At 73.9% G+C, this 18,127-nt stretch carries 16 protein-coding genes, 2 pseudogenes and 1 riboswitch; of the genes and pseudogenes, 8 read left to right on the forward strand and 10 right to left on the reverse strand.

Annotated features, from left to right (window positions below):
* Window positions 1-111 precede the first annotated feature (111 nt).
* Window positions 112-245, forward strand: a riboswitch (TPP riboswitch).
* The 4 genes from thiC (at window position 240) to ACIGXM_RS05150 (ending at window position 3,468) form a co-directional block, all read left to right on the forward strand.
* Window positions 240-2,048 (forward strand): phosphomethylpyrimidine synthase ThiC, encoded by a 1,809-nt coding sequence (thiC, locus tag ACIGXM_RS05135; protein WP_396556907.1) that lies wholly within the window; start codon window positions 240-242, stop codon window positions 2,046-2,048. (Overlaps the previous riboswitch by 6 nt.)
* Before the next feature lie 92 nt (window positions 2,049-2,140).
* Entirely contained in the window at window positions 2,141-2,647 is a 507-nt protein-coding gene (locus tag ACIGXM_RS05140) for a hypothetical protein (protein ID WP_396556909.1), read from the forward strand.
* 183 nt (window positions 2,648-2,830) lie between these two features.
* On the forward strand, window positions 2,831-3,052 hold the full coding sequence (locus ACIGXM_RS05145; RefSeq protein WP_396556911.1) for a type II toxin-antitoxin system VapB family antitoxin: 222 nt from the start codon (window positions 2,831-2,833) through the stop codon (window positions 3,050-3,052).
* On the forward strand, window positions 3,049-3,468 hold the full coding sequence (locus ACIGXM_RS05150; protein ID WP_396556913.1) for a PIN domain-containing protein: 420 nt from the start codon (window positions 3,049-3,051) through the stop codon (window positions 3,466-3,468). Before ACIGXM_RS05145 ends, ACIGXM_RS05150 begins: the two co-directional genes overlap by 4 nt.
* Before the next feature lie 210 nt (window positions 3,469-3,678).
* On the opposite strand, the gene ACIGXM_RS05155 is transcribed toward ACIGXM_RS05150, so the two are convergent.
* Window positions 3,679-4,098, reverse strand: a complete 420-nt coding sequence (locus ACIGXM_RS05155) for a VOC family protein (RefSeq protein WP_396556915.1) — start codon at window positions 4,096-4,098, stop codon at window positions 3,679-3,681.
* A gap of 126 nt (window positions 4,099-4,224) precedes the next feature.
* On the opposite strand from ACIGXM_RS05155, the pseudogene ACIGXM_RS05160 reads away from it, so the two are divergent.
* Window positions 4,225-4,362, forward strand: a pseudogene (locus ACIGXM_RS05160) (LysR family transcriptional regulator); the annotation flags it as partial.
* Window positions 4,363-4,449: 87 nt separating this feature from the next.
* On the opposite strand, the gene ACIGXM_RS05165 reads toward ACIGXM_RS05160, so the two are convergent.
* Complete coding sequence (locus tag ACIGXM_RS05165) at window positions 4,450-4,965, reverse strand: NUDIX hydrolase (RefSeq protein ID WP_396556917.1); 516 nt, start codon at window positions 4,963-4,965, stop codon at window positions 4,450-4,452.
* Between the two features lie 94 nt (window positions 4,966-5,059).
* Here ACIGXM_RS05165 and ACIGXM_RS05170 point away from each other — a divergent pair, with 94 nt between their 5' ends.
* Window positions 5,060-5,482 carry a GNAT family N-acetyltransferase gene (locus tag ACIGXM_RS05170; RefSeq protein ID WP_396556918.1) on the forward strand — a complete coding sequence of 141 codons (423 nt, stop codon included), beginning with the start codon at window positions 5,060-5,062 and terminating at the stop codon, window positions 5,480-5,482.
* 52 nt (window positions 5,483-5,534) lie between these two features.
* Here the strand turns inward: ACIGXM_RS05170 and ACIGXM_RS05175 are convergent, their stop codons facing one another.
* The 3 genes from ACIGXM_RS05175 to ACIGXM_RS05185 all read right to left on the reverse strand — a co-directional run bounded on the left by ACIGXM_RS05175 (window position 5,535) and on the right by ACIGXM_RS05185 (window position 8,979).
* Window positions 5,535-6,377, reverse strand: a complete 843-nt coding sequence (locus tag ACIGXM_RS05175) for a hypothetical protein (protein WP_396556920.1) — start codon at window positions 6,375-6,377, stop codon at window positions 5,535-5,537.
* Between the two features lie 156 nt (window positions 6,378-6,533).
* Window positions 6,534-7,709 (reverse strand): metallophosphoesterase, encoded by a 1,176-nt coding sequence (locus ACIGXM_RS05180; RefSeq protein WP_396556922.1) that lies wholly within the window; start codon window positions 7,707-7,709, stop codon window positions 6,534-6,536.
* Between the two features lie 112 nt (window positions 7,710-7,821).
* The gene (locus tag ACIGXM_RS05185; protein WP_396556924.1) at window positions 7,822-8,979 is read right to left on the reverse strand and encodes a LacI family DNA-binding transcriptional regulator; all 1,158 of its coding nucleotides are present in this window, start codon (window positions 8,977-8,979) and stop codon (window positions 7,822-7,824) included.
* 343 nt (window positions 8,980-9,322) lie between these two features.
* Here ACIGXM_RS05185 and hisC point away from each other — a divergent pair, with 343 nt between their 5' ends.
* Together hisC and ACIGXM_RS05195 are read left to right on the forward strand one after the other, a co-directional pair.
* On the forward strand, window positions 9,323-10,417 hold the full coding sequence (hisC, locus tag ACIGXM_RS05190) for a histidinol-phosphate transaminase (protein WP_396556926.1): 1,095 nt from the start codon (window positions 9,323-9,325) through the stop codon (window positions 10,415-10,417).
* Between the two features lie 194 nt (window positions 10,418-10,611).
* A pseudogene (locus ACIGXM_RS05195) lies at window positions 10,612-11,307 on the forward strand (cellulase family glycosylhydrolase); the annotation flags it as partial.
* A 328-nt stretch (window positions 11,308-11,635) separates the two neighbouring features.
* On the opposite strand, the gene ACIGXM_RS05200 reads toward ACIGXM_RS05195, so the two are convergent.
* The 5 genes from ACIGXM_RS05200 to ACIGXM_RS05220 are packed head-to-tail and all read right to left on the reverse strand — an operon-like array spanning window position 11,636 to window position 18,113.
* The gene (locus ACIGXM_RS05200) at window positions 11,636-13,900 is read right to left on the reverse strand and encodes a glycosyltransferase family 4 protein (RefSeq protein WP_396556928.1); all 2,265 of its coding nucleotides are present in this window, start codon (window positions 13,898-13,900) and stop codon (window positions 11,636-11,638) included.
* 11 nt (window positions 13,901-13,911) lie between these two features.
* The gene (locus tag ACIGXM_RS05205) at window positions 13,912-15,228 is read right to left on the reverse strand and encodes a polysaccharide pyruvyl transferase family protein (protein WP_396556930.1); all 1,317 of its coding nucleotides are present in this window, start codon (window positions 15,226-15,228) and stop codon (window positions 13,912-13,914) included.
* Window positions 15,225-16,508 carry a lipopolysaccharide biosynthesis protein gene (locus ACIGXM_RS05210; protein ID WP_396556932.1) on the reverse strand — a complete coding sequence of 428 codons (1,284 nt, stop codon included), beginning with the start codon at window positions 16,506-16,508 and terminating at the stop codon, window positions 15,225-15,227. The genes ACIGXM_RS05205 and ACIGXM_RS05210 overlap by 4 nt, the downstream gene beginning before the upstream one ends.
* Window positions 16,501-16,971 (reverse strand): hypothetical protein, encoded by a 471-nt coding sequence (locus tag ACIGXM_RS05215; protein ID WP_396556934.1) that lies wholly within the window; start codon window positions 16,969-16,971, stop codon window positions 16,501-16,503. Before ACIGXM_RS05215 ends, ACIGXM_RS05210 begins: the two co-directional genes overlap by 8 nt.
* Window positions 16,968-18,113 carry a glycosyltransferase family 4 protein gene (locus tag ACIGXM_RS05220; protein ID WP_396556936.1) on the reverse strand — a complete coding sequence of 382 codons (1,146 nt, stop codon included), beginning with the start codon at window positions 18,111-18,113 and terminating at the stop codon, window positions 16,968-16,970. Before ACIGXM_RS05220 ends, ACIGXM_RS05215 begins: the two co-directional genes overlap by 4 nt.
* Window positions 18,114-18,127 lie beyond the last annotated feature (14 nt).

Raw genomic sequence — 18,127 nt, forward strand, 5'->3', positions numbered from 1 at the left:
GCGGTCGTCCCAGTCTGACGCAGCCCCTGGCGGGATGCCCACCCGGTGGGCCCGTACTGGACCGGTGGCGCCCCTCCCGCTACGGTGTGGACGTCTTTTGGCAGGCAAGTCCGCCTGCCGCACGGGAGCTCGGAGCACCGGGCTGAGAGGGCGCTGAACGGGACGCGAACCGCGTGCCGACCGCTGCGCCGACCGCAGGAACCTGACCGGGTAATGCCGGCGTAGGGAGTAGAGGTCAGATGACCATGTTCGACGCACAGTCCGCCGCTGGTACCGAGAACAGCGCGACCACCGGATACCCCACCCCGGCCTGGCACAAGGCCTACCGCACCGGCTCCCGTCCGGACCTGCGGGTGCCCTACCGCGAGGTCCGGCTCACCAACGGGAAGACCGTCCCGCTCTACGACACCTCGGGTCCGTACACCGACCCGGCCTACCAGCCCGACGTCCGGCGCGGCCTGCCCGCGCTGCGCGACGCCTGGATCCGCCAGCGCGGCGACGTCGAGGAGTACGACGGCCGGGAGGCCCGCCCCGAGGACGACGGGATCAAGCACACCTCGCCGCGCGGCGGCAACCTGCGCAACCTGGACGCCGTCTTCCCCGGACGCCCGCGCCGCCCGCTGCGCGCCCGGGACGGCGGCGCGGTGACCCAACTCGGCTACGCCAAGCGCGGGATCGTCACGCCGGAGATGGAGTTCATCGCGCTGCGCGAGGGCCTGTCGGCGGAGTTCGTCCGTGACGAGGTGGCCCGCGGCCGGGCGGTCATCCCGCTGAACGTCAACCACCCCGAGGTCGAGCCGGCCGTCATCGGCACCAACTTCCTGGTGAAGATCAACGCCAACATCGGCAACTCGGCGGTCACTTCGTCCATCGAGGAGGAAGTGGAGAAGATGACCTGGGCCACCCGCTGGGGGGCCGACACGGTCATGGACCTCTCGACCGGGCGGAACATCCACACCACCCGCGAGTGGATCCTGCGCAACTCCCCGGTGCCGATCGGCACGGTGCCGCTCTACCAGGCGCTGGAGAAGGTGGACGGCAAGGCCGAGGAGCTGACCTGGGAGGTCTACCGCGACACCATCATCGAGCAGTGCGAGCAGGGCGTCGACTACATGACGGTGCACGCCGGCGTGCTGCTGCGGTACGTGCCGATGACCGCCCGCCGCAAGACCGGCATCGTCTCGCGCGGCGGCTCGATCATGGCGGCCTGGTGCCTGGCGCACCATCAGGAGAACTTCCTCTACACCAACTTCGAGGAGCTCTGCGACCTCCTGCGCGCCTACGACGTCACCTTCTCGCTCGGTGACGGCCTGCGCCCCGGCTCGATCGCGGACGCCAACGACGAGGCGCAGCTCGCCGAGCTCCGGACGCTGGGCGAGCTCGGCCGGATCGCGCGCGACCGGGACGTCCAGGTGATGATCGAGGGCCCGGGCCACGTCCCGATGCACAAGATCAAGGAGAACATGGATCTCCAGAAGGAGATCTGCGACGAGGCGCCGTTCTACACCCTCGGCCCGCTGACCACCGACGTCGCCCCCGGCTACGACCACATCACCTCGGGCATCGGCGCCGCGATGATCGCCTGGTGGGGCACCGCGATGCTCTGCTACGTCACGCCCAAGGAGCACCTGGGCCTGCCCAACCGGGACGACGTCAAGACCGGTGTCATCACCTACAAGATCGCCGCCCACGCGGCCGACCTCGCCAAGGGCCACCCCGGCGCCCAGGAGTGGGACGACGCCCTCTCCGACGCCCGCTTCGAGTTCCGCTGGGAGGACCAGTTCAACCTGGCCCTCGACCCGGAGACGGCCCGCGACTTCCACGACGAGACCCTCCCCGCCGAGCCGGCCAAGACCGCCCACTTCTGCTCGATGTGCGGACCGAAGTTCTGCTCGATGAAGATCAGTCAGAAGATCCGCGACGAACACGGCGGGGGCTCCACGGCGGTCTCCAGCGAGTTCGACGCCGAGGCGCTGGCCGGCATGCAGGCCAAGTCCGAGGAGTTCGCGGAGCACGGCAACCGGGTCTACCTGCCGATGGCGGACTGAGGCGCGCTGCCCGCGGATGCGCCGTGCCGGGAGGTGGAGGGGACTTCCCGGCGCGGCGCTCCGGCGTGCGGCTGCTGCGCGATCACGGGGAGGTGCCGCACCCTGACGCGGAGCCGATCGCTCTGCTCCATCGCCTCGACGGTCCGGAGTCGCTGGAGTTCCCGCCCGGCTACGACCACGCCGGGACCCGGGCCCGATTCGACCGCCTGGTGGCCAGGCTGGACGCTGCCTTCGCCACGCGATGCCTCGCCGATCGGGAGGCGCAGGACGCGAGCCTGCACGGCTGGGTGGAGGTGCCGGCCGATGCGACCGGGAGCGGTGAGCCGATCGTCGTATCGGTGAGCGACTTCGGTTCGATGGCGGTGATCGCGGCCGAGAACCCGGGCGTCCACCTCGACACCGCCGAGGCCGTGGAGGCCGGCGCGCTGACCGCTGAGGACCTGGCGACGGTGGAGCGAGTGCTCACCGAACTCGGCTACGTGGTGCTCCCGGAACGGGTGCTCACGCGTCCGTACGACGGAGTGGGCGTGCCGTTGATCTCGTACTACGGGGAAGACCGTCCCTGCGACTGGTGGATCCGTTTCTTCGACTACCTGTAACGCGCCAATGCGCCGGCTTCGGGCCGAAGTCCTCCTCGATGACGGGAGCAACCCGGACGGTACGGCCGTTAGCGGCTCGCCCCCGGAGGAGACCGTTGAAGCTCGGGCACGCCTCGTGGACCGGTCTCACCGAGCCGCTGCTATATTCAGAGATGTTGTTGGCTTTATATAGCGGAGGCGAATATGAGCGTGACAACCATCGACCTGGACGATGACGCCCTGGCGAAGGCCATGCGTTTCTCCGGGGGTGAGACCAAGAAGGACGTGGTGAACGCCGCCCTTCGCGAGTACGCCGAGAGGCACGAACGGGCCGCCCAACGGACGCGACACTTCCAGGCCGCCCAACAGTGGGACTACGAGGGTTGGCAGCAACTCCACGACGCCGACAAGCGGGGGACGGAGTGATCCGCTACCTCGTGGACTCCACTGCCGTGTGGCGACTGCTGCGCGAGCAGCACCTGAACGACGCGTGGGGTGAGGACATCGACCTGCGCGTCATCGGGTCGTGCGCTCCCCAGCGCACCGAGTTCCGACGTTCCGCGCGCAATCTCGTGCATTACGAACAGATGGGCGACATGTTCGCCGACCTGTATCCGGACGTACCTCTGCCGAAGAACATGTGGGCCTGGATCGAGTCCGCCCAGTTCCGGCTCGCCCAGGCCGGCGGAGCTGTCCGGGCCCTGTCCACCGTTGATCTGATGGTCTGCGCGACCGCGGCCCATCACGGGTTGATCGTGCTGCACGACGACAACGACTTCGTCACCGCTGCCGCCGTCCTGACCGATGTCCTCCAGCGGAGTGTCCGCGACGTTCCCGCATAGCCGGCGGCGGTCGGGGAAGGCGGAGTTCGGGCTGGGCCGGGCCTCGGCAAGTGGCCGTGCCGGTGCTGCCTCTGTCGGTGTTCCGCCCGCAGGGCAGCGCCCATATGCCGTTGTCGGTCCGCCGCTGGAGCAGGACGCGGCCGTCCGCGTTCACCACGACGACGGAGTCGGCGGGTACCAGGCTGTTGGGCGTCGGGGTCGTCCTCGTGGTCACGCCTGGCCACGGTGTGCCCCACGGTCGATGTCCTCGGGGTACCAGCGGAGTTCGACGGTGTTGCCGTCCGGGTCCTGGACGTAGACGGAGGTCGCGGTGCCGCGCGCGCCGTACCGGTCCACCGGGCCTTCCAGGACGGTGAAGGCGCCTGACGCGATGACCTCCTGCCAGTCCAGCGGCTCCACGGTGAGGCAGAGGTGGTCGACGTTGGACTCGCCGCGGGGGCCGCTGACCAGGTCGATGATGGTCTCGGGGGTGACCCGCACCGAGGGGAACGGGGCCTCGCCGGCGCGCCATTCGGTCACGCGGACCGGCTCCAGGCCGAGCGGGCCGGTGTAGAAGTCCAGGGCCCGTTCGATGTCCTGGACGTTGAGCACCAGGTGGTCGAAGGCCTTCACGCGCAGTGTGGGGTTCATGGTGTCCACGATCCACTGGGTCGGGGAGGATCGGCAAGGCGTGATCCGGATACGGTCGCTGACCTCGACTCAACGATGTGACCCGTCAGGCGTGCTGGAACGGCGGGAGACCGATTCCCGGCGCTCGCGGAGGAGTTGCGCTTCGCCCGTACCGCCGCGCACCTGCGGGGCAGCACCGGGCGGGTCGGCCAGGTGGTCGGGAAGCTCGAACGCCGGATCGGCGCCGCGCTGTTCGAGCGGATCGGCCGTGCCGTGCGGCTCACCCCGATCGGGCGGCGGAAGGCTGGGCACAGCGCCGGTGGGAGGGCCGACCGGTCGGCCGACGCCCGGTGGCGCCGGCCGAGTGGGCGGTCAGGCGGCCGGGTCGGTGGGTTCGTCGAGGACGGCGGTGAGGCCGGAGAAGGTGAACGCGGCCTGACCGGTGCCGTCGACGGCCTTGCTGAGCCGGTCGCGGTCACCGGCGCCCAGCTCGGGGAGGGCGTCGAGGTCGAACCAGGCGACCTCCAGGGACTCGTCGTCGTTCACCCGGGCCTCGCCGCCGACCGCGCGGCAGCGGAAGGTGAGCTCGATGTACTGGGTCCGGTCGCCGTTCTGGTAGGTGACCGGCGGGGAGACGCTCACCGAGGTCAGCAGCTCCGGGACGGCGATCACGCCGGTCTCCTCGAAGCACTCGCGGACGGCGGCGTCGGCCGGCTGCTCGCCGGGGTCGATGATGCCGCCGGGCAGCGCCCAGAGACCGGTGTCCGCCCGCCGACCGAGCAGCAGGCGGCCCGCGTCGTCCAGCACGACGACGGAGGAGCAGGTGAGCCAGAGCGGGCGGGTGCCGACCAGGGCCCGCAGTTCCACCAGGAAGGGAGGGATAGCCATGCGCCCGACCCTATGCCGGGTGGTGGGCCGGGAGGAGGGCGGTGGGTCGGGACCGGTGGTCCGGCCGCACTAGGGTGGCGGAGTGGAGCTGACCATGATTGACGTCGCGCCGGGTGCCCCGGGGCTGGAGCGGGACGTCGCGCCGCTGATCCGGCTGCTGCGCCCCGGGATGGGCGCCCGCGAGTTCGCCGCCTACGCCGCCGAGGCCCAGGAGCAGGGGCTGGTGTTCACCGGGGCGTTCGACGAGCACGGACGCTGTGTCGCGGTCGCCGCGCACCGGATCCTGACCACCAGCCGGGGCCGGCTGCTCCTGGTGGACGACCTGGTCACCACCCCCGACCTGCGTTCCACGGGGGTGGGCGCGCGGCTCTTCGAGGAGCTGGAGGTCCGGGCCCGACGGTCGGGTTGTGTACGGATCGAACTCGACTCCGGGGTGGCGAACCACGGTGCGCACCGCTTCTACCACGCCCGCCGGATGGCGATCGTGGCGTTGCACTTCTCGCACGATCTGTCGTAGCCGGTAGGTCGGGGTCCGGCAGGTCGGGGTCCGGTAGGTCGGGGTCCGGGAGTCAGACCTCGTCGGGGCCGGTGAAGCCCGGGGAGGTGTAGCCGGGGGAGGTGAACTCGGCGGGGGCCGCGGGGGGTGTCGCCGCGGGGCTGGTGAAGCCGGGGCTGCCGTAACCGCCACCGGTGTAGCCGGGGGAGGTGAACTCGGCGGGTCGGGGAGTCGGTGCCGGGGTCCGCGGGACGGCCGGTTCGGCGTCCAGGTTGGCCAGCAGGTAGGGCAGCAGGCCGCGTTCGCGGAGTGCGGCGAGCCAGGCGGTGCGGGCCTCGGCGACCTCGGCGCGCAGCTCCGGGTCCTGGCCGTCCGGGCCGGCCGCGCTGTCGCGCAGCGCGGTGAGCACCAGGCCGACCAGGCCGACCAGCAGTGAGCCGGCCGCCAGCGCGGCGGCGGCCCAGCCGGCCAGCAGCACCGCGTGCGCGTAGCCGAGCCGGGGGTCGGTGGCCCGCAGGGCGTAGCCGAGCAGCAGCAGGACCACCGCCGCGCCCGCGGTCAGCAACGGGACCAGCACGGTGAGCACCGGCCACGGCCCGCCGCCGCCGTTCGCGGGGTGCAACTGGGCGAGCAGCTCGCGGACCGGCCCCTCGGCCGCGGGGGCGTCCACTTCGGCCCGGGGCGGTGCGGACTGCCGCAGGCCGGCTCGTAGCTCGGTGTAGTGGCGGTACTCGTCGGCGGCCGCGCGGGCGATGGTGTCCTGCTCGGACAGCGCCCTGGTGCGCAGCTGCTCGGCGGTCGGCCCGGTGTCGCGCTCGTGCAGCGCGGTGCGGATGGCGTGGTCGCGCAGTGCCGCGTCGAGGGTCCGGCCGAAGTCCGGTCGGTCCTCGGCGCGCAGACGCGGGGTGTAGGTCATGACGACCCCGTTCGCTCCGTCAGGGACGTGGACGGCCCACCGGTGGACGGCGTCGCGCGGGGTGGGCGTGACGGCCCGGGAGTGGGTGTCCTCGATGGTAGGGGTGCGAGTGGGGTCGGTACAGGTGATTTGACGTCAGATGACCCAGCTGTCCGCTCAGTCCACCGGGAGCCGGGCGACCAGCAGCTTGCCCTCCATGGTGACCCCGCCGTCCATCGCCACCGCCAGCTCGTCCGCGTAGATGTACGGGCCGGGCACGTACGGCGGCTCGCCGCTGTCCGCGTTGGCCTCACCGGTGAGGTAGGGGATCGGGCTGTGCCCGTGCACCACCCGGTGCCCGCCGTAGGTGGCGAGCAGCTCGCCGGCCGCCATCGGGCCGGCCGTGCCGCGGAAGGCGAAGCGCTTGGTGAACCGGCGGAAGGCGTCCCACCACTCGTCCGCGCCCTCGTCCGCGAGCAGGTCGTGGACGGCGTCGTTGACCTCGTCGATCGAGCTGCCGTATTCCAGGTAGGCGGTGGTGTCCGAGTGCAGCAGGAGGTGGTCGTCCTCCAGCGCGATGGCCGGCAGCCGCTTGAGCCAGCTGATGTGGTGGCCCTGCAACCGTTCCAGGTCCTGCTGCTGCCCGCCGTTGAGCAGCCAGGCGGCCCGGAACGAGGCGGTGCCGGCGGTGGACTGCACCGGCTCGTCGCCGTAGCGGTGCGCGCCCAGGAAGAGCAGTTCGTGATTGCCCATCAGGGCGCGGCAGTAGCCGCCGGCCGCGGCCGCCTCGGCGGCCAGCTGCATCACCAGGTCGATCACCCCGATGCCGTCCGGGCCGCGGTCGGTGAAGTCGCCGAGGAACCAGACCCGGGCCCGGCCGGCCGACCAGTGGCCCTCGGAGTCCACCAGCCCCTGCTGGTGCAGCGCGGTGAGCAGCTCGTCGAGGTAGCCGTGCACGTCGCCGACCACGTAGAGCGGGCCGACCGGCCCGGGGTCGGTGGCCTGGGCCGGCACGGTGGCCGCGTAGGGGTTGTCCTCGAGGCTGAGCGGCGGGCCCAGCTCGATGGTCGGCGGGTCGTCGGCGGTCCGCGCCACCGGCTGGAACGGCGGGTACCCGGCGGCCTGCGGGGCCTCGTGCCCGGCCACCGGCCAGTGCTGCTCCAGGTAGCGGGCACCGCCGTAGCCGTGGAAGGCGGCGTCCGGCTCGTCGGGCTGGTCCTCCGGCGAACCCGGGTACTCCTGAGGCTGGTTGGGCTCGAAGTACGAGCCGTACGGCAGCACGTCGAGGTCCTGGTGCGGGTGGGGGCCCGTGCGGTGCGGTTCAGGCCCTGAGAAGCGGTCCTCGGGAGTCATTCGCCCATCATAGGAAGACCGCTACACCGTCGTCCCCACCCGGTGGGTATCCAATCCGTCCGCCGGGCCGTTCGCCGCCGTGGGGGCGCCTCCCGGACGGGGCCGGGGGAGCTCAGACCTCGCCCGGGGAGCGCGGTGGGCTGACGGTGGTTCGGGGGCTGCGGCGCTGGGACGAGGCCCGGACGATGAGCTCGGTGGGCATCAGGGTGCCGGGCGGCGGGCCGGCCCGGTCGGTGCGGAAGCGGGGCGGGAAGAGCCGGGCGATGTCCACTCCGGTCCCCGAGTCGACCCCCTCGATCGCGTCGATCAGCAGGTTGACGACGGTGGTGCCGATCCGTCGCGGCTTGAGCGAGAGGGTGGTGATCGGCGGCTCGGTGCCCGCGTAGACGTCGCTCTCGCTGCAGCAGACCAGCAGCAGGTCGTCCGGCACCCGCAGGCCGTAGCGGCGGGCGGCGGCGAGCAGGTCGGTGCCGTTCGGGTCGAACAGGCCGTAGACCGCGTCCGGGCGGTCCGGGCGGGCCAGCAGCCGGTCGGCGGCGACCGCGCCGGCGGCCGGGTCGTGCGCGGGGTAGGTCTCGTAGACCGGCTCCTGGCCGACCCTGGCGCACCAGGCGAGGTAGGCCTCGGTGGAGAGCCGGGTGTAGGTGTCGGTGCTGGTGCCGGTGAGCAGGCCGATCCGGCGGGCGCCGGCCTCGCTGAGGTGCTCCAGGATGCCGAGCACGGCGGCCTCGTGGTCGTTGTCGACCCAGGCGGTGACCGGGCAGTTGCCCGGCTTGCCGTCGCTGACCACCGGCACCCCGGACCGGTACAGCTCGCTGACCAGCGGGTCCTGGTCGGCCGGGTCGATCACCACGGTGCCGTCCAGGGCGACGTTGCTCCACACGTCGTGCCGGGACGAGGCTGGCAGCACCACCAGCGCGTAGCCGCGGCCCAGCGCGGCGCTGGTGGCGGCCCGGGCCATCTCGGCGAAGTAGGCGAACTCGGTGAAGGTGAAGGGCTCCTCGCCATAGGTGGTGACGGTCAGTCCGATCAGGCCGGACCGGCCGGTGCGCAGCGTCCGGGCGGCGGCGGACGGCCGGTAGCCGAGGCGCTCGGCGACCTCGCGCACCCGGCTGCGGGTTTCGTCGGGCAGGCGGCCCTTCCCGTTCAGGGCGTCCGAGACGGTGGTGATCGACACTCCGGCGGCTGCTGCCACATCCCGGATGCCGGCCCGTTCCAGACGTCGTGAGGTGGTGGGTCGCCGACCGCTCTGGTTGGCTGCTGCTGTCATGGCTGACCGATCGTATGGTGCTGGAGCGCGGCCGGGCAGCCGTCCGCGAAGCGGCTCCGGAGATACGTTTCTCCATGACCACGGTTCGTCTCACCCCTTGGATCAGGGGTCTGATTTCGGCTGATTACCTCTGACATACGCCATCCGAACGAGGCACAATGGCTGATCCGCATCGGTACCGGGGCCGGACATCTCACTCCTACGGGTGAGCGTGCTCGGTATCGTGCTAGGCACCCGACCGGGGAGAATCCGCCGCGTTCCGCCACCGGCGCACAACGGCGCGCCGGGGCGCGGGCCGGCCGGGACCACGCCCCCACCGGGGTACCGGCCCCAGTGACCACGAATGGAGAGCACCACCGTGAGCGGTACGGCAGCACAGGGCCCCCGGCTTCGGCCGAGCCTCGACGGCATCCCCACCTACAAGCCCGGCAAGCCGGCCGGCGCCGACGCGTTCAAGCTGTCCTCCAACGAGAACCCGTACGAGCCGCTGCCCGGCGTGCTGGAGGCCGCGGTCGCGGCGGCCGGCAGCCTCAACCGCTACCCCGACATGGGGGTCAACGAGCTCACCGCCGAGCTGGCCGGGCGCTTCGACGTCCCCGCCGAGCACATCTCCACCGGCACCGGCTCGGTCGGCGTGGCCCAGTCGCTGGTGCTCTCCACCGCCGGTCCGGGCGATGAGGTGATCTTCGCCTGGCGCTCCTTCGAGGCCTACCCGATCATCACCCAGGTGGCCGGTGCCACCCCGGTCGCGGTCCCGCTGACCGCCGGCGAGGAGCACGACCTCGACGCGATGCTGGCCGCGATCACCCCGCGGACCCGGCTGATCTTCGTCTGCAACCCGAACAACCCGACCGGTGTGGCGATCCGCCGCCCCGAGCTGGAGCGGTTCCTGGACGCGGTGCCCGGCGACATCCTGGTGGTGCTGGACGAGGCCTACCGCGAGTTCATCCGCGACGAGCAGGTGCCGGACGGCATCGAGTTCTACCGCGACCGGCCGAACGTCTGCGTGCTGCGGACCTTCTCCAAGGCCTACGGGCTGGCCGGGCTGCGGGTCGGCTTCGCGGTCGCGCACGAGGCGGTGACCACCGCGCTGCGCAAGACCGCCGTGCCGTTCGGGGTCAGCCAGCTGGCCCAGGACGCCGCGGTGGCCTCGCTGCGGGCCGAGGACGCGCTGCTGGTCCGGGTCGAGGCGCTGGTCGCCGAGCGCACCCGGGTGGCCGCCGCGCTGACCGCCCAGGGCTGGACGGTTCCCGACTCGCAGGCCAACTTCGTCTGGCTGCGGCTGGGCGAGCGGACCATGGAGTTCGCGGCGGCCTGCGCCGCGGCCGGGGTGATCGTCCGGCCGTTCGCCGGCGAGGGCGTCCGGGTGACGATCGGCGAGGTCGAGGGCAACAACCTCTTCCTGGCGGCGGCCGAGGCGTTCCGCAAGGAGCTCTGACCGCGCGGCCGGCTGCGGCGACGAGGAGGTGGCGGATGCGACCGGGGCGGCGGCGGTCGGCGGTGCTGCTGTGCGCGTTGCTCTGCCTGCTGCTGGCCGGGTGCGGGAGTCCGTCCCGCCCCCGGCCGGTCCCGTCGCCCCCGCCGCCGACCCGGCCGATCACCGGGATCGCCTACGGTGACCGGCTGGTCTGGATGTCCGACGCCGACCTGGCCGCCGCGCTGGACACCGCGGTGCAGGTCGGCGCGAACGTGGTCCGTGCCGACCTGTCCTGGGACGACATCCAGCACGACGGCCGGGGCGACTACGCCTGGCACCTGTTCGACCGGGTGGTCGCCGCCGCCTCGGCGCGTGGGCTGACCGTGCTTCCGGTGCTCACCGACACCCCGCCCTGGGCCCGCCCGGACGGCTGCGCCGACCCGGCCTGCGGCCCGCGCGACCCGGCCCAGTTCGCGGCCTTCGCCGCCGCGGCGGCCCGCCGCTACGCGCCGCGCGGGGTGCACGACTGGGAGGTCTGGAACGAGCCCAACATGACCGCCTTCTGGGCGCCCGCGCCCGACCCGGTCGCCTTCGCCGCCTCCCTCGAGGCGGCCTCCGCGGCCTTGCGGCACGCCGACCGGCGGGCCTTCGTGGTGCTCGGCGGCCTGGCCCCGACCAGCACCAAGGACGGGGACGTGGCGCCCACCGACTTCCTGGCCCAGGTGGCTCGGCAGGGCGGCACCCGGGCCGTCGACGCGGTGGGCTACCACCCGTACACCTATCCGTACCTGCCCAGCGCGACCACCGGCTTCGGCACCGCCTGGGAGCAGATCGACCGGACGAAGGTGAGCCTGCGCAGCGTGCTGACCCAGGCCGGGACCCCCGACCTGCCGGTCTGGATCACCGAGGTCGGCGCGCCGACCGGCGGCCCGGGCGTGGCCTCGGACGGCGCCCCGAGCGACATCGGCCCGGCCACCACGCACGTCACCGAGGCCCGGCAGGCCGAGATCGCCGCCGACGCGGTGCGCACCGCGGCCGCCGACCCGGGCATCGGCGCGCTGATCTGGTACACCGACCGGGACAGCCAGGCGGCGAACGGTCAGCCGGACAGCACCGAGAACTGGTACGGCCTGCGCCGGGCCGACGGCAGCGCCAAGCCCGCGCTCGCGGCGTTGCGCGGGGCGATCGCCGCGCTGCGGGCGGGCCGGTCCGCGAGCGGCGCGCCGTCCGACCGTCCGGTCATCCGCGCGGCAGTGCTCGGAAGAGTCGTAGATACCGCTCGGTCAGGCCGGGCCAGGCGTGGTGCTCGACGACGTGGCGGCGGCCGGCCGTGCCGAACCGGTCCGCGGTGCCGGCGTCGGTGAGCAGCCGCCGGCAGGCCGCCGCCAGCGCGGCCGGGTCGCCGGGCGGCACCAGCAGCCCGGTCTCGCCGTCCGCGATCACGTGCGGGATCCCGCCGACCGCCGAGCCGACCACCGGCGTGCCGCAGGCCATCGCCTCGATCAGGGCCATCCCGAACGACTCGGCGGAGGTCAGCGAGGGCAGCACCAGCAGCGCGGCCTGCTGGAGTTCGGCGACCAGCGCGCGGCCGGTGAGCGCGCCGGTGAAGACCACCCGGTCGGCCAGCCCCAGCCGCTCGGCGTGCCCGCGGTGCTCGTCCAGCGCGTCGCCGTCGCCGACCAGCCGCAGCCGGGCCGCCGGCAGGTCGTCCAGCGCGGCGAACGCCTCCAGCAGCACCGGCAGGCCCTTCCAGGCCGAGCTGCGGTCCAGCCGGCCGACGTAGAGCACGGTCCGCGGCCGCTCGGCGACCGGCGGGCCGGGGGTGAACCGCTCGACGTCCACGCCCGGCGGGATGCGCACCGCGCCGGCGCACCCGGCCGCCAGCGAGACCGGGGAGACCGCGACCAGCGCCCGGGCCCGGGCGAACACCCGGGGCAGCAGCAGCCGTTCGTAGCCCTCGATCAGCCGGTCGACTCCGGCCTGCCCCTTGGCCATGGAGCCGGCGTGGTAGGTCAGCACGGCCGGCCGGGCGCCGCTGAGCGCCACCGCCAGGTCGCCCAGCCCGGGCACCGGAGCGTGCGCGTTGACCACGTCGGCATCCAACTTCCGCAGCCAGTAACGGAGTTGGAGCGGCCAGAGCGGGCTGAGCGGGGTGTTGGAGAGCCGCGCCCAGGTGCCCAGCCGGACCACCGGCAGGCCGGCCTCGACCGAGACCGTGGTCCGCCGCCCGGTGGTGTTGCTGGTGATCACGGCGGCCCGCAGCCCGGGATCGTCGGCCACCGCCCGGGCGATCCGGGCGGCGTAGTTCTCCACCCCGCCGATCTTCGGCGGGTAGTAGGGCGCGACCACCGCCACGCCCCGGCGCGGCCGGCGCTCCAGCGCGCGGGCGAAGACCTCGGCGGTCCGGTCGGCCTGCCGCTGCCAGGAGAGGTCGGCGGCCACCCGGGCCCGGCCGGCCGCGCCGAGCCGCTCGGCCAGCTCCCGGTCGGTCAGCACCCGGCGCAGCGCGGTGGCCAGCCCCACGAGGTCGCCCGGCGCGGTGAGCAGCCCGTGCACGCCGTCGGTGACCAGCGACGGGATCCCACCGACCCGGGTGCTGACCACCGGCCGACCGGCGGCCATCGCCTCGACCAGCACGGTGGGGAAGCTGTCGTAGTGCGTCGGCAGGGCCAGCACCCGGGCCCGGCGGTAGGCGGCGGTCAGCTCGGGCCCGGTGAGCCGCCCGCTGAAGCGGACCCGGTCGGCGATCCCCAGCCGCTCCGCCAGCCGCCGGTGGTCGGTGGCCGCCGAGCCGTCGCCGACCACCTCCACCCGCAGTCCGGGCAGGCTCCCGGCCAGCCGGGCGGCCGCGCGCAGCAGGTCGGGCAGGCCCTTGTAACCGGTCGCGTGCTCCAGCGAGCCGGCGAACAGCACCAGCGGCGCCTCCGGGAGCGGGCTCGGGGCGAAGCGGTCGAGGTCCACCCCGGGCGAGACGGTGGTGGCCCGGCCGGCGAACAGCCGCGCCAGGTCGGCCCGGACGTAGTCGGACGAGCAGATCAGTTCGGTGGCCCGGCGGGCGGTGCCGGCCAGCAGGGTCCGCTCGTAGGCCGAGCAGACCGTGTTCCAGAGCGGGCCGCCCTGGCGCATCCGGCCGGTGTGGTACGTCAGCACGAACGGGCGGTCGCCGCAGGCCCGGGCGGCGGCGTCGGCGAAGAGCGGCACCGGGGCGTGCGCGTTGACCAGGTCCACCTCCTCGCTGCGGACCAGCTCGCGCAGCGCCTGCCGCCAGCCGGTGCCGAGCGGGGTGCGGGAGACCCGCAGCGGCGCCGGAAGCCGGTGCACCACGACGCCGTCCGGCTCCTCGTGCCGCCCGGGGCCGGCGCCGTCGCTCGCGGTGGCCGCGACCACCACCCGGTAGCCGTGCCGGGTCCGCAGCTGCCGGGCCAGCTGCCAGGTGTACTGCTCGACCCCACCGGTGTCGGGCGGGAAGTACGGGGTGGCCAGCAGCACGGTTGGCCGCGTCATCGTGCGTCGGGTCACGCGGCGGCCCCCACCGGCCGGCCGGCGGTGACCGCGCGCAGCAGCTCGGGCAGCTCCTCGGCCCGGGCGACGTAGCCCGGCAGCCGCTCGGCCAGCGCCCGCAGGTACTCCGCGCGGCCCGCGTGCAGCTTCTCGACCAGCGCGCCCAGCCGTTCGGCGGAGACCTCGGGCATCGGCAGCACCCACTCCTCCAGCCCGAGGTCCCGCATGATCCCGCGGGTCTTGTGCTCGTACTCGATCGCGATGCACGGCACCCCGCTGGTCAGCGCGAAGATCACCGAGTGGAACCGGGTGCCCAGCACGTAGGAGCACTCGCCGTAGAGGCCCTTGAGCTCGCGGAAGTCGACCCGCTCGGTGACCAGCAGCGGTGGGGTGGCGCAGCGGTCGGCGATCCGGCGCTCGACGATCCGGTCGTCGTCGCCCAGGTAGTCGGTGGTGACCTGGGGGATCAGCACCACCTCGGCGCCGCTCGCCCGGACGGCGTCGACGGTCGTGGCCAGCGCCCGTTCGTAGGCCTGCTGGGCCTGCGGCGGCAGCCACTGCCGGGCGGTCACCCCGACCAGCGGCACGTCCGGCCCGACCCCGAGCCGGGTCCGCCAGTCGGTCAGCGGTGGCGGAGCGAAGGCGAAGCCGGAGTCCACCGCGCGGCGCACGGGCGCGCCGCGCACCCCGCAGTCCGCCAGGATCTCCACGCTGACGTCCTCCCGGGCCAGCGCCAGCGCCGCCCGGCGCACCACGTGCGCCGCCAGTCGGCGCTGGGCCGGGGCCGGGAACGGGCCGAAGGACTGCGGCGCGAGCACCACCGGCACGCCCCGGCGCTGCGCCAGCAGCAGCGGCAGCACCACGTAGAAGACGTTCTGGTAACCGTCCAGCCCGGGCCGGGCGTTGAAGTACCCGCCGCCCATCGACACCACCAGGTCGGCCCCGGCCACCGCGACCGCCTCGCGGCGCACCTCGGCGGGCAGCAGCGGCCGCAGCAGCCGGGTCAGCGCGGGGGGCAGCAGCAGGGCCACCGGCGCGGCGGCCAGGCCGAGCGCCTTGCGCAGCACCCGGCGCGGCGTGGAGACCGTGCCGTCGGCGACGTAGCGGCGGATCGAGCCGAGGTTCGCGGCGCCGTCGAACTCCGGGTGGACGGCCGGGTCCTCCATCCCGGCGACGGTGATCTCGGCGTCCGGGAAGGCCGCGCGGACCTGCCGCAGACAGACCGCCAGCAGGGCGGCGTCGCCGGCGTTCTCGCGGACGTAGGCGTTGACGACCACCACGCTCCTCGGGACGGCGTTCCTCGGGACGGCGTTCATCGGGACGGCGTTCATCGGCTCATGCTCCGTTCGGGAGAGGGGATGCGTCGGGGAGCGGCGTGCCGTGGCCGCCGGATCCGGACCCGGGCCAGCGCCGCCAGCGCGACCAGGCCGGAGGCGAGGTTGCCCAGGTCCCAGGCCCAGCCGAACCAGACCAGCCCGTGCCCGGCCCAGGTGGCGGCCAGCCCGATGGTGACCACCGCGTAGACGACGTTGCTCCAGATCAGCGGGGCCATCCGGCGGGCCAGCTTGATCGCGAAGCTGGACCAGGTGTTCACCGCCACCGCGACCGTGCCCAGCGCCAGCACCACCAACAGGCCCTGGGCCCGGGCCGGGTAGGCGCCGCCGAACAGCCGCAGCAGCAGGCCGCTGCCGGCCGCCAGCACCACCGCGGCCGGCAGCTGGACCAGCGCGATCAGCCGGGCCGAGCGGCGCAGCACCTCGGCGAAGCGCGACTCGTCGGCGGAGACCTCGGCGAACATCGACTCGCTGACCGCGAAGGAGGCCGCGTTGGCCAGGTTGGCGATCTGGAACGCGACGAAGTAGTAGGCCGCCGCCTCGGTGCCCAGCCGTTGCAGCACGATCAGCGGGAGCACCAGCAGCGGCGCCAGGTTGAGCAGGCTGGAGAGGTAGCTGGCGACCGAGAAGCCCAGCTGCTCGCGCAGCCGGGTGCCGCTCGCGACCAGTCGCGGGCGCAGGCCCAGCCGGCGACGGAGGAACCAGAGCGAGGCCAGCACCGCCACCGCGTAGCCGCCGCCGGTCGCCGCGACGATGCCGAACGCGCCCAGCCCGGTCAGCGCGAACGGCAGCGCCAGCTTGGTGGCGCCCTGCAGCACCCCGTCGACCAGGGTGTTGTACTGCGCCAGCCGCTCGCTGACGAAGACCGCGTCGGTCAGCAGGTTGACCGCCGAGAGCGCGCAGAACAGCACCAGCGCGACCGCCTGCACCGGATCCTCGCGCACCGCCAGCAGCCGCGCGCCGTACCAGGGCAGCCCGAGCAGGTAGCCGGTGCCGAGCAGGCAGCCGGCCACGAAGACCAGCAGCACCGCCTGGCAGATCTGCGCGTGCCGCAGCTCGCCCGGCGCGGGGAACCGCACCAGCGTGCTGTTCAGCCCGAACAGGCTGAAGTAGGCGATCAGGGACATCGCGTTGGTGAGCGAGGTGGCGGTGCCGACCTGGGCCGGGCTGAACAGGTGGGCGGCGACCACCCAGAACAGGAAGCCCAGGCCGGCCGTGCCGGCGGTGGCCAGCAGCAGGTAGAAGGAGCTGCGCGTCACCTGGTCGGGTTCAGCCACGGCCGGCCCCCGTGACGGGATGCCGGGCGCGCAGCCGCAGGGCGAGCAGCGCGGCGGCGGAGAGCGCGAAGCAGCCGACCGCGGCGGTGCCCTCGGTCGGGACGGCGGCGAAGTGGGTCAGCTGCCGGTCGATGGTCTGCGGATGGGTCAGCGAGTTGACGCAGAGGTAGGCCCAGGCCAGCAGCGGATAGCCGGTCAGGGTGCGCAGCAGCGCGTCCGTCCGGTCGCCGCGGCCCCGCCGCCACGGGACCCGCTCGACGCGCAGCCCGCGGGCCAGGTGGGCCAGCGCGGAGACGGCGAAGCAGAGCGCGCCGAAGGTGTCGCGGCGCAGTGGCAGCCAGGAGGTGAGCGAGCCGGAGAGGGTGTCGGGGCGGGTGGCGGCCCAGGCCGCGACGTAGAGCCAGCCGAGCAGGCCGTGCACCAGCGCGACGTCCAGTACCGGCCCGGTCAGCGCCCGCCTCATCCGCTCTCCCCCGCGGCCCGGTAGTGGTCGAGCAGCGCTCGGACGTGTTCCGGCCAGCCGAAGCTCCGCTCGGCGTAGTCCCGCGCGTACCGTCCCATCAGCTCGCGGCGCGGGGCGTCGGCGGCCAGCGCGGCCAGTTCGGCGCGCAGCCGCCCGGCGTCCCGGGGCAGCAGGCTGACCCGCTCGCGGTCCAGCGCGTAGGGCGCGTAGCCGGGGTCGTCGGTGGTGACCACCGGCAGCCCGGCGGCCATCGCCTCCTGGACGGTGAGCGGGAACCCCTCGGCGGTGGAGGGCAGCGCGAAGACGTCGCAGGCCCGGTAGACCTCGGCGACCTGCTCGGGGGGCAGCGCGCCGAGGTGGTGCACGCCCTCGGCGTCCGCCGGCACGCCCTCGCCGCCGGTGCCGACGAAGACCAGGTCGTACTCCGGTCCGGCGGCGGCCCGCAGCAGGTCGTACCCCTTCTTGGGGACCAGCCGGCCGACGAAGAGCACCAGCACCCGCCCGTCCGGCAGCCCGTACGTCGCGCGGGCCTCGCGGACCTCCTCGTCCGAACCCGCCGGGTGGAACAGCGCGGTGTCCACGCCGTTCGCCAACTGTCGCACCGCGTCCGGGCGGGCGCCGTGCGCCAGGACGAACTCGCGGACCGTCGCGTTGAGGACCAGCACCCGGCGGGCCCGGCGCAGCAGCGCCCGCCCGAACACCGCGTACACCGCCCGCTGCACACCGCGCACCAGCGCCGAGGGGTGCGCGACCAGCCCGACGTGCTGGGTGAGCACCAGCGGGGTCCGGGTGAGCAGCGCGGCGGCCCAGGCGGCCCAGGAGGTCGGGTAGAGGCAGTCGTGCACGTGGACCACGTCGGCCCGGCGGGCCCGTCGCAGCGCCTCGCGCAGCAGCCGGGGCGCGGGGAGCGGGAACGGCACGCCGGTGCGCCGTTCGATCCCGTTCCAGGCGGCGATCCGGCCGACCCGGACGCCCTCCTCGGTGACCGTCCCGGTGCGTCGCCCGCCGCTGGTCAGCACGGCCACCTCGGCTCCCCGCGCGGCGAGTTGGCCGGCCTCCTGGCGCACCACGTTCTCGATGCCGCCGACGTGCGGCGGGTAGTAGTGGCTGACCAGCAGGATCCGGGGGGGCGTGGTCGTCACCGGAGGAGTCACCC

The organism is Kitasatospora sp. NPDC052896, assembly GCF_044547075.1.
In the GTDB taxonomy this organism is placed as follows: domain Bacteria; phylum Actinomycetota; class Actinomycetes; order Streptomycetales; family Streptomycetaceae; genus Kitasatospora.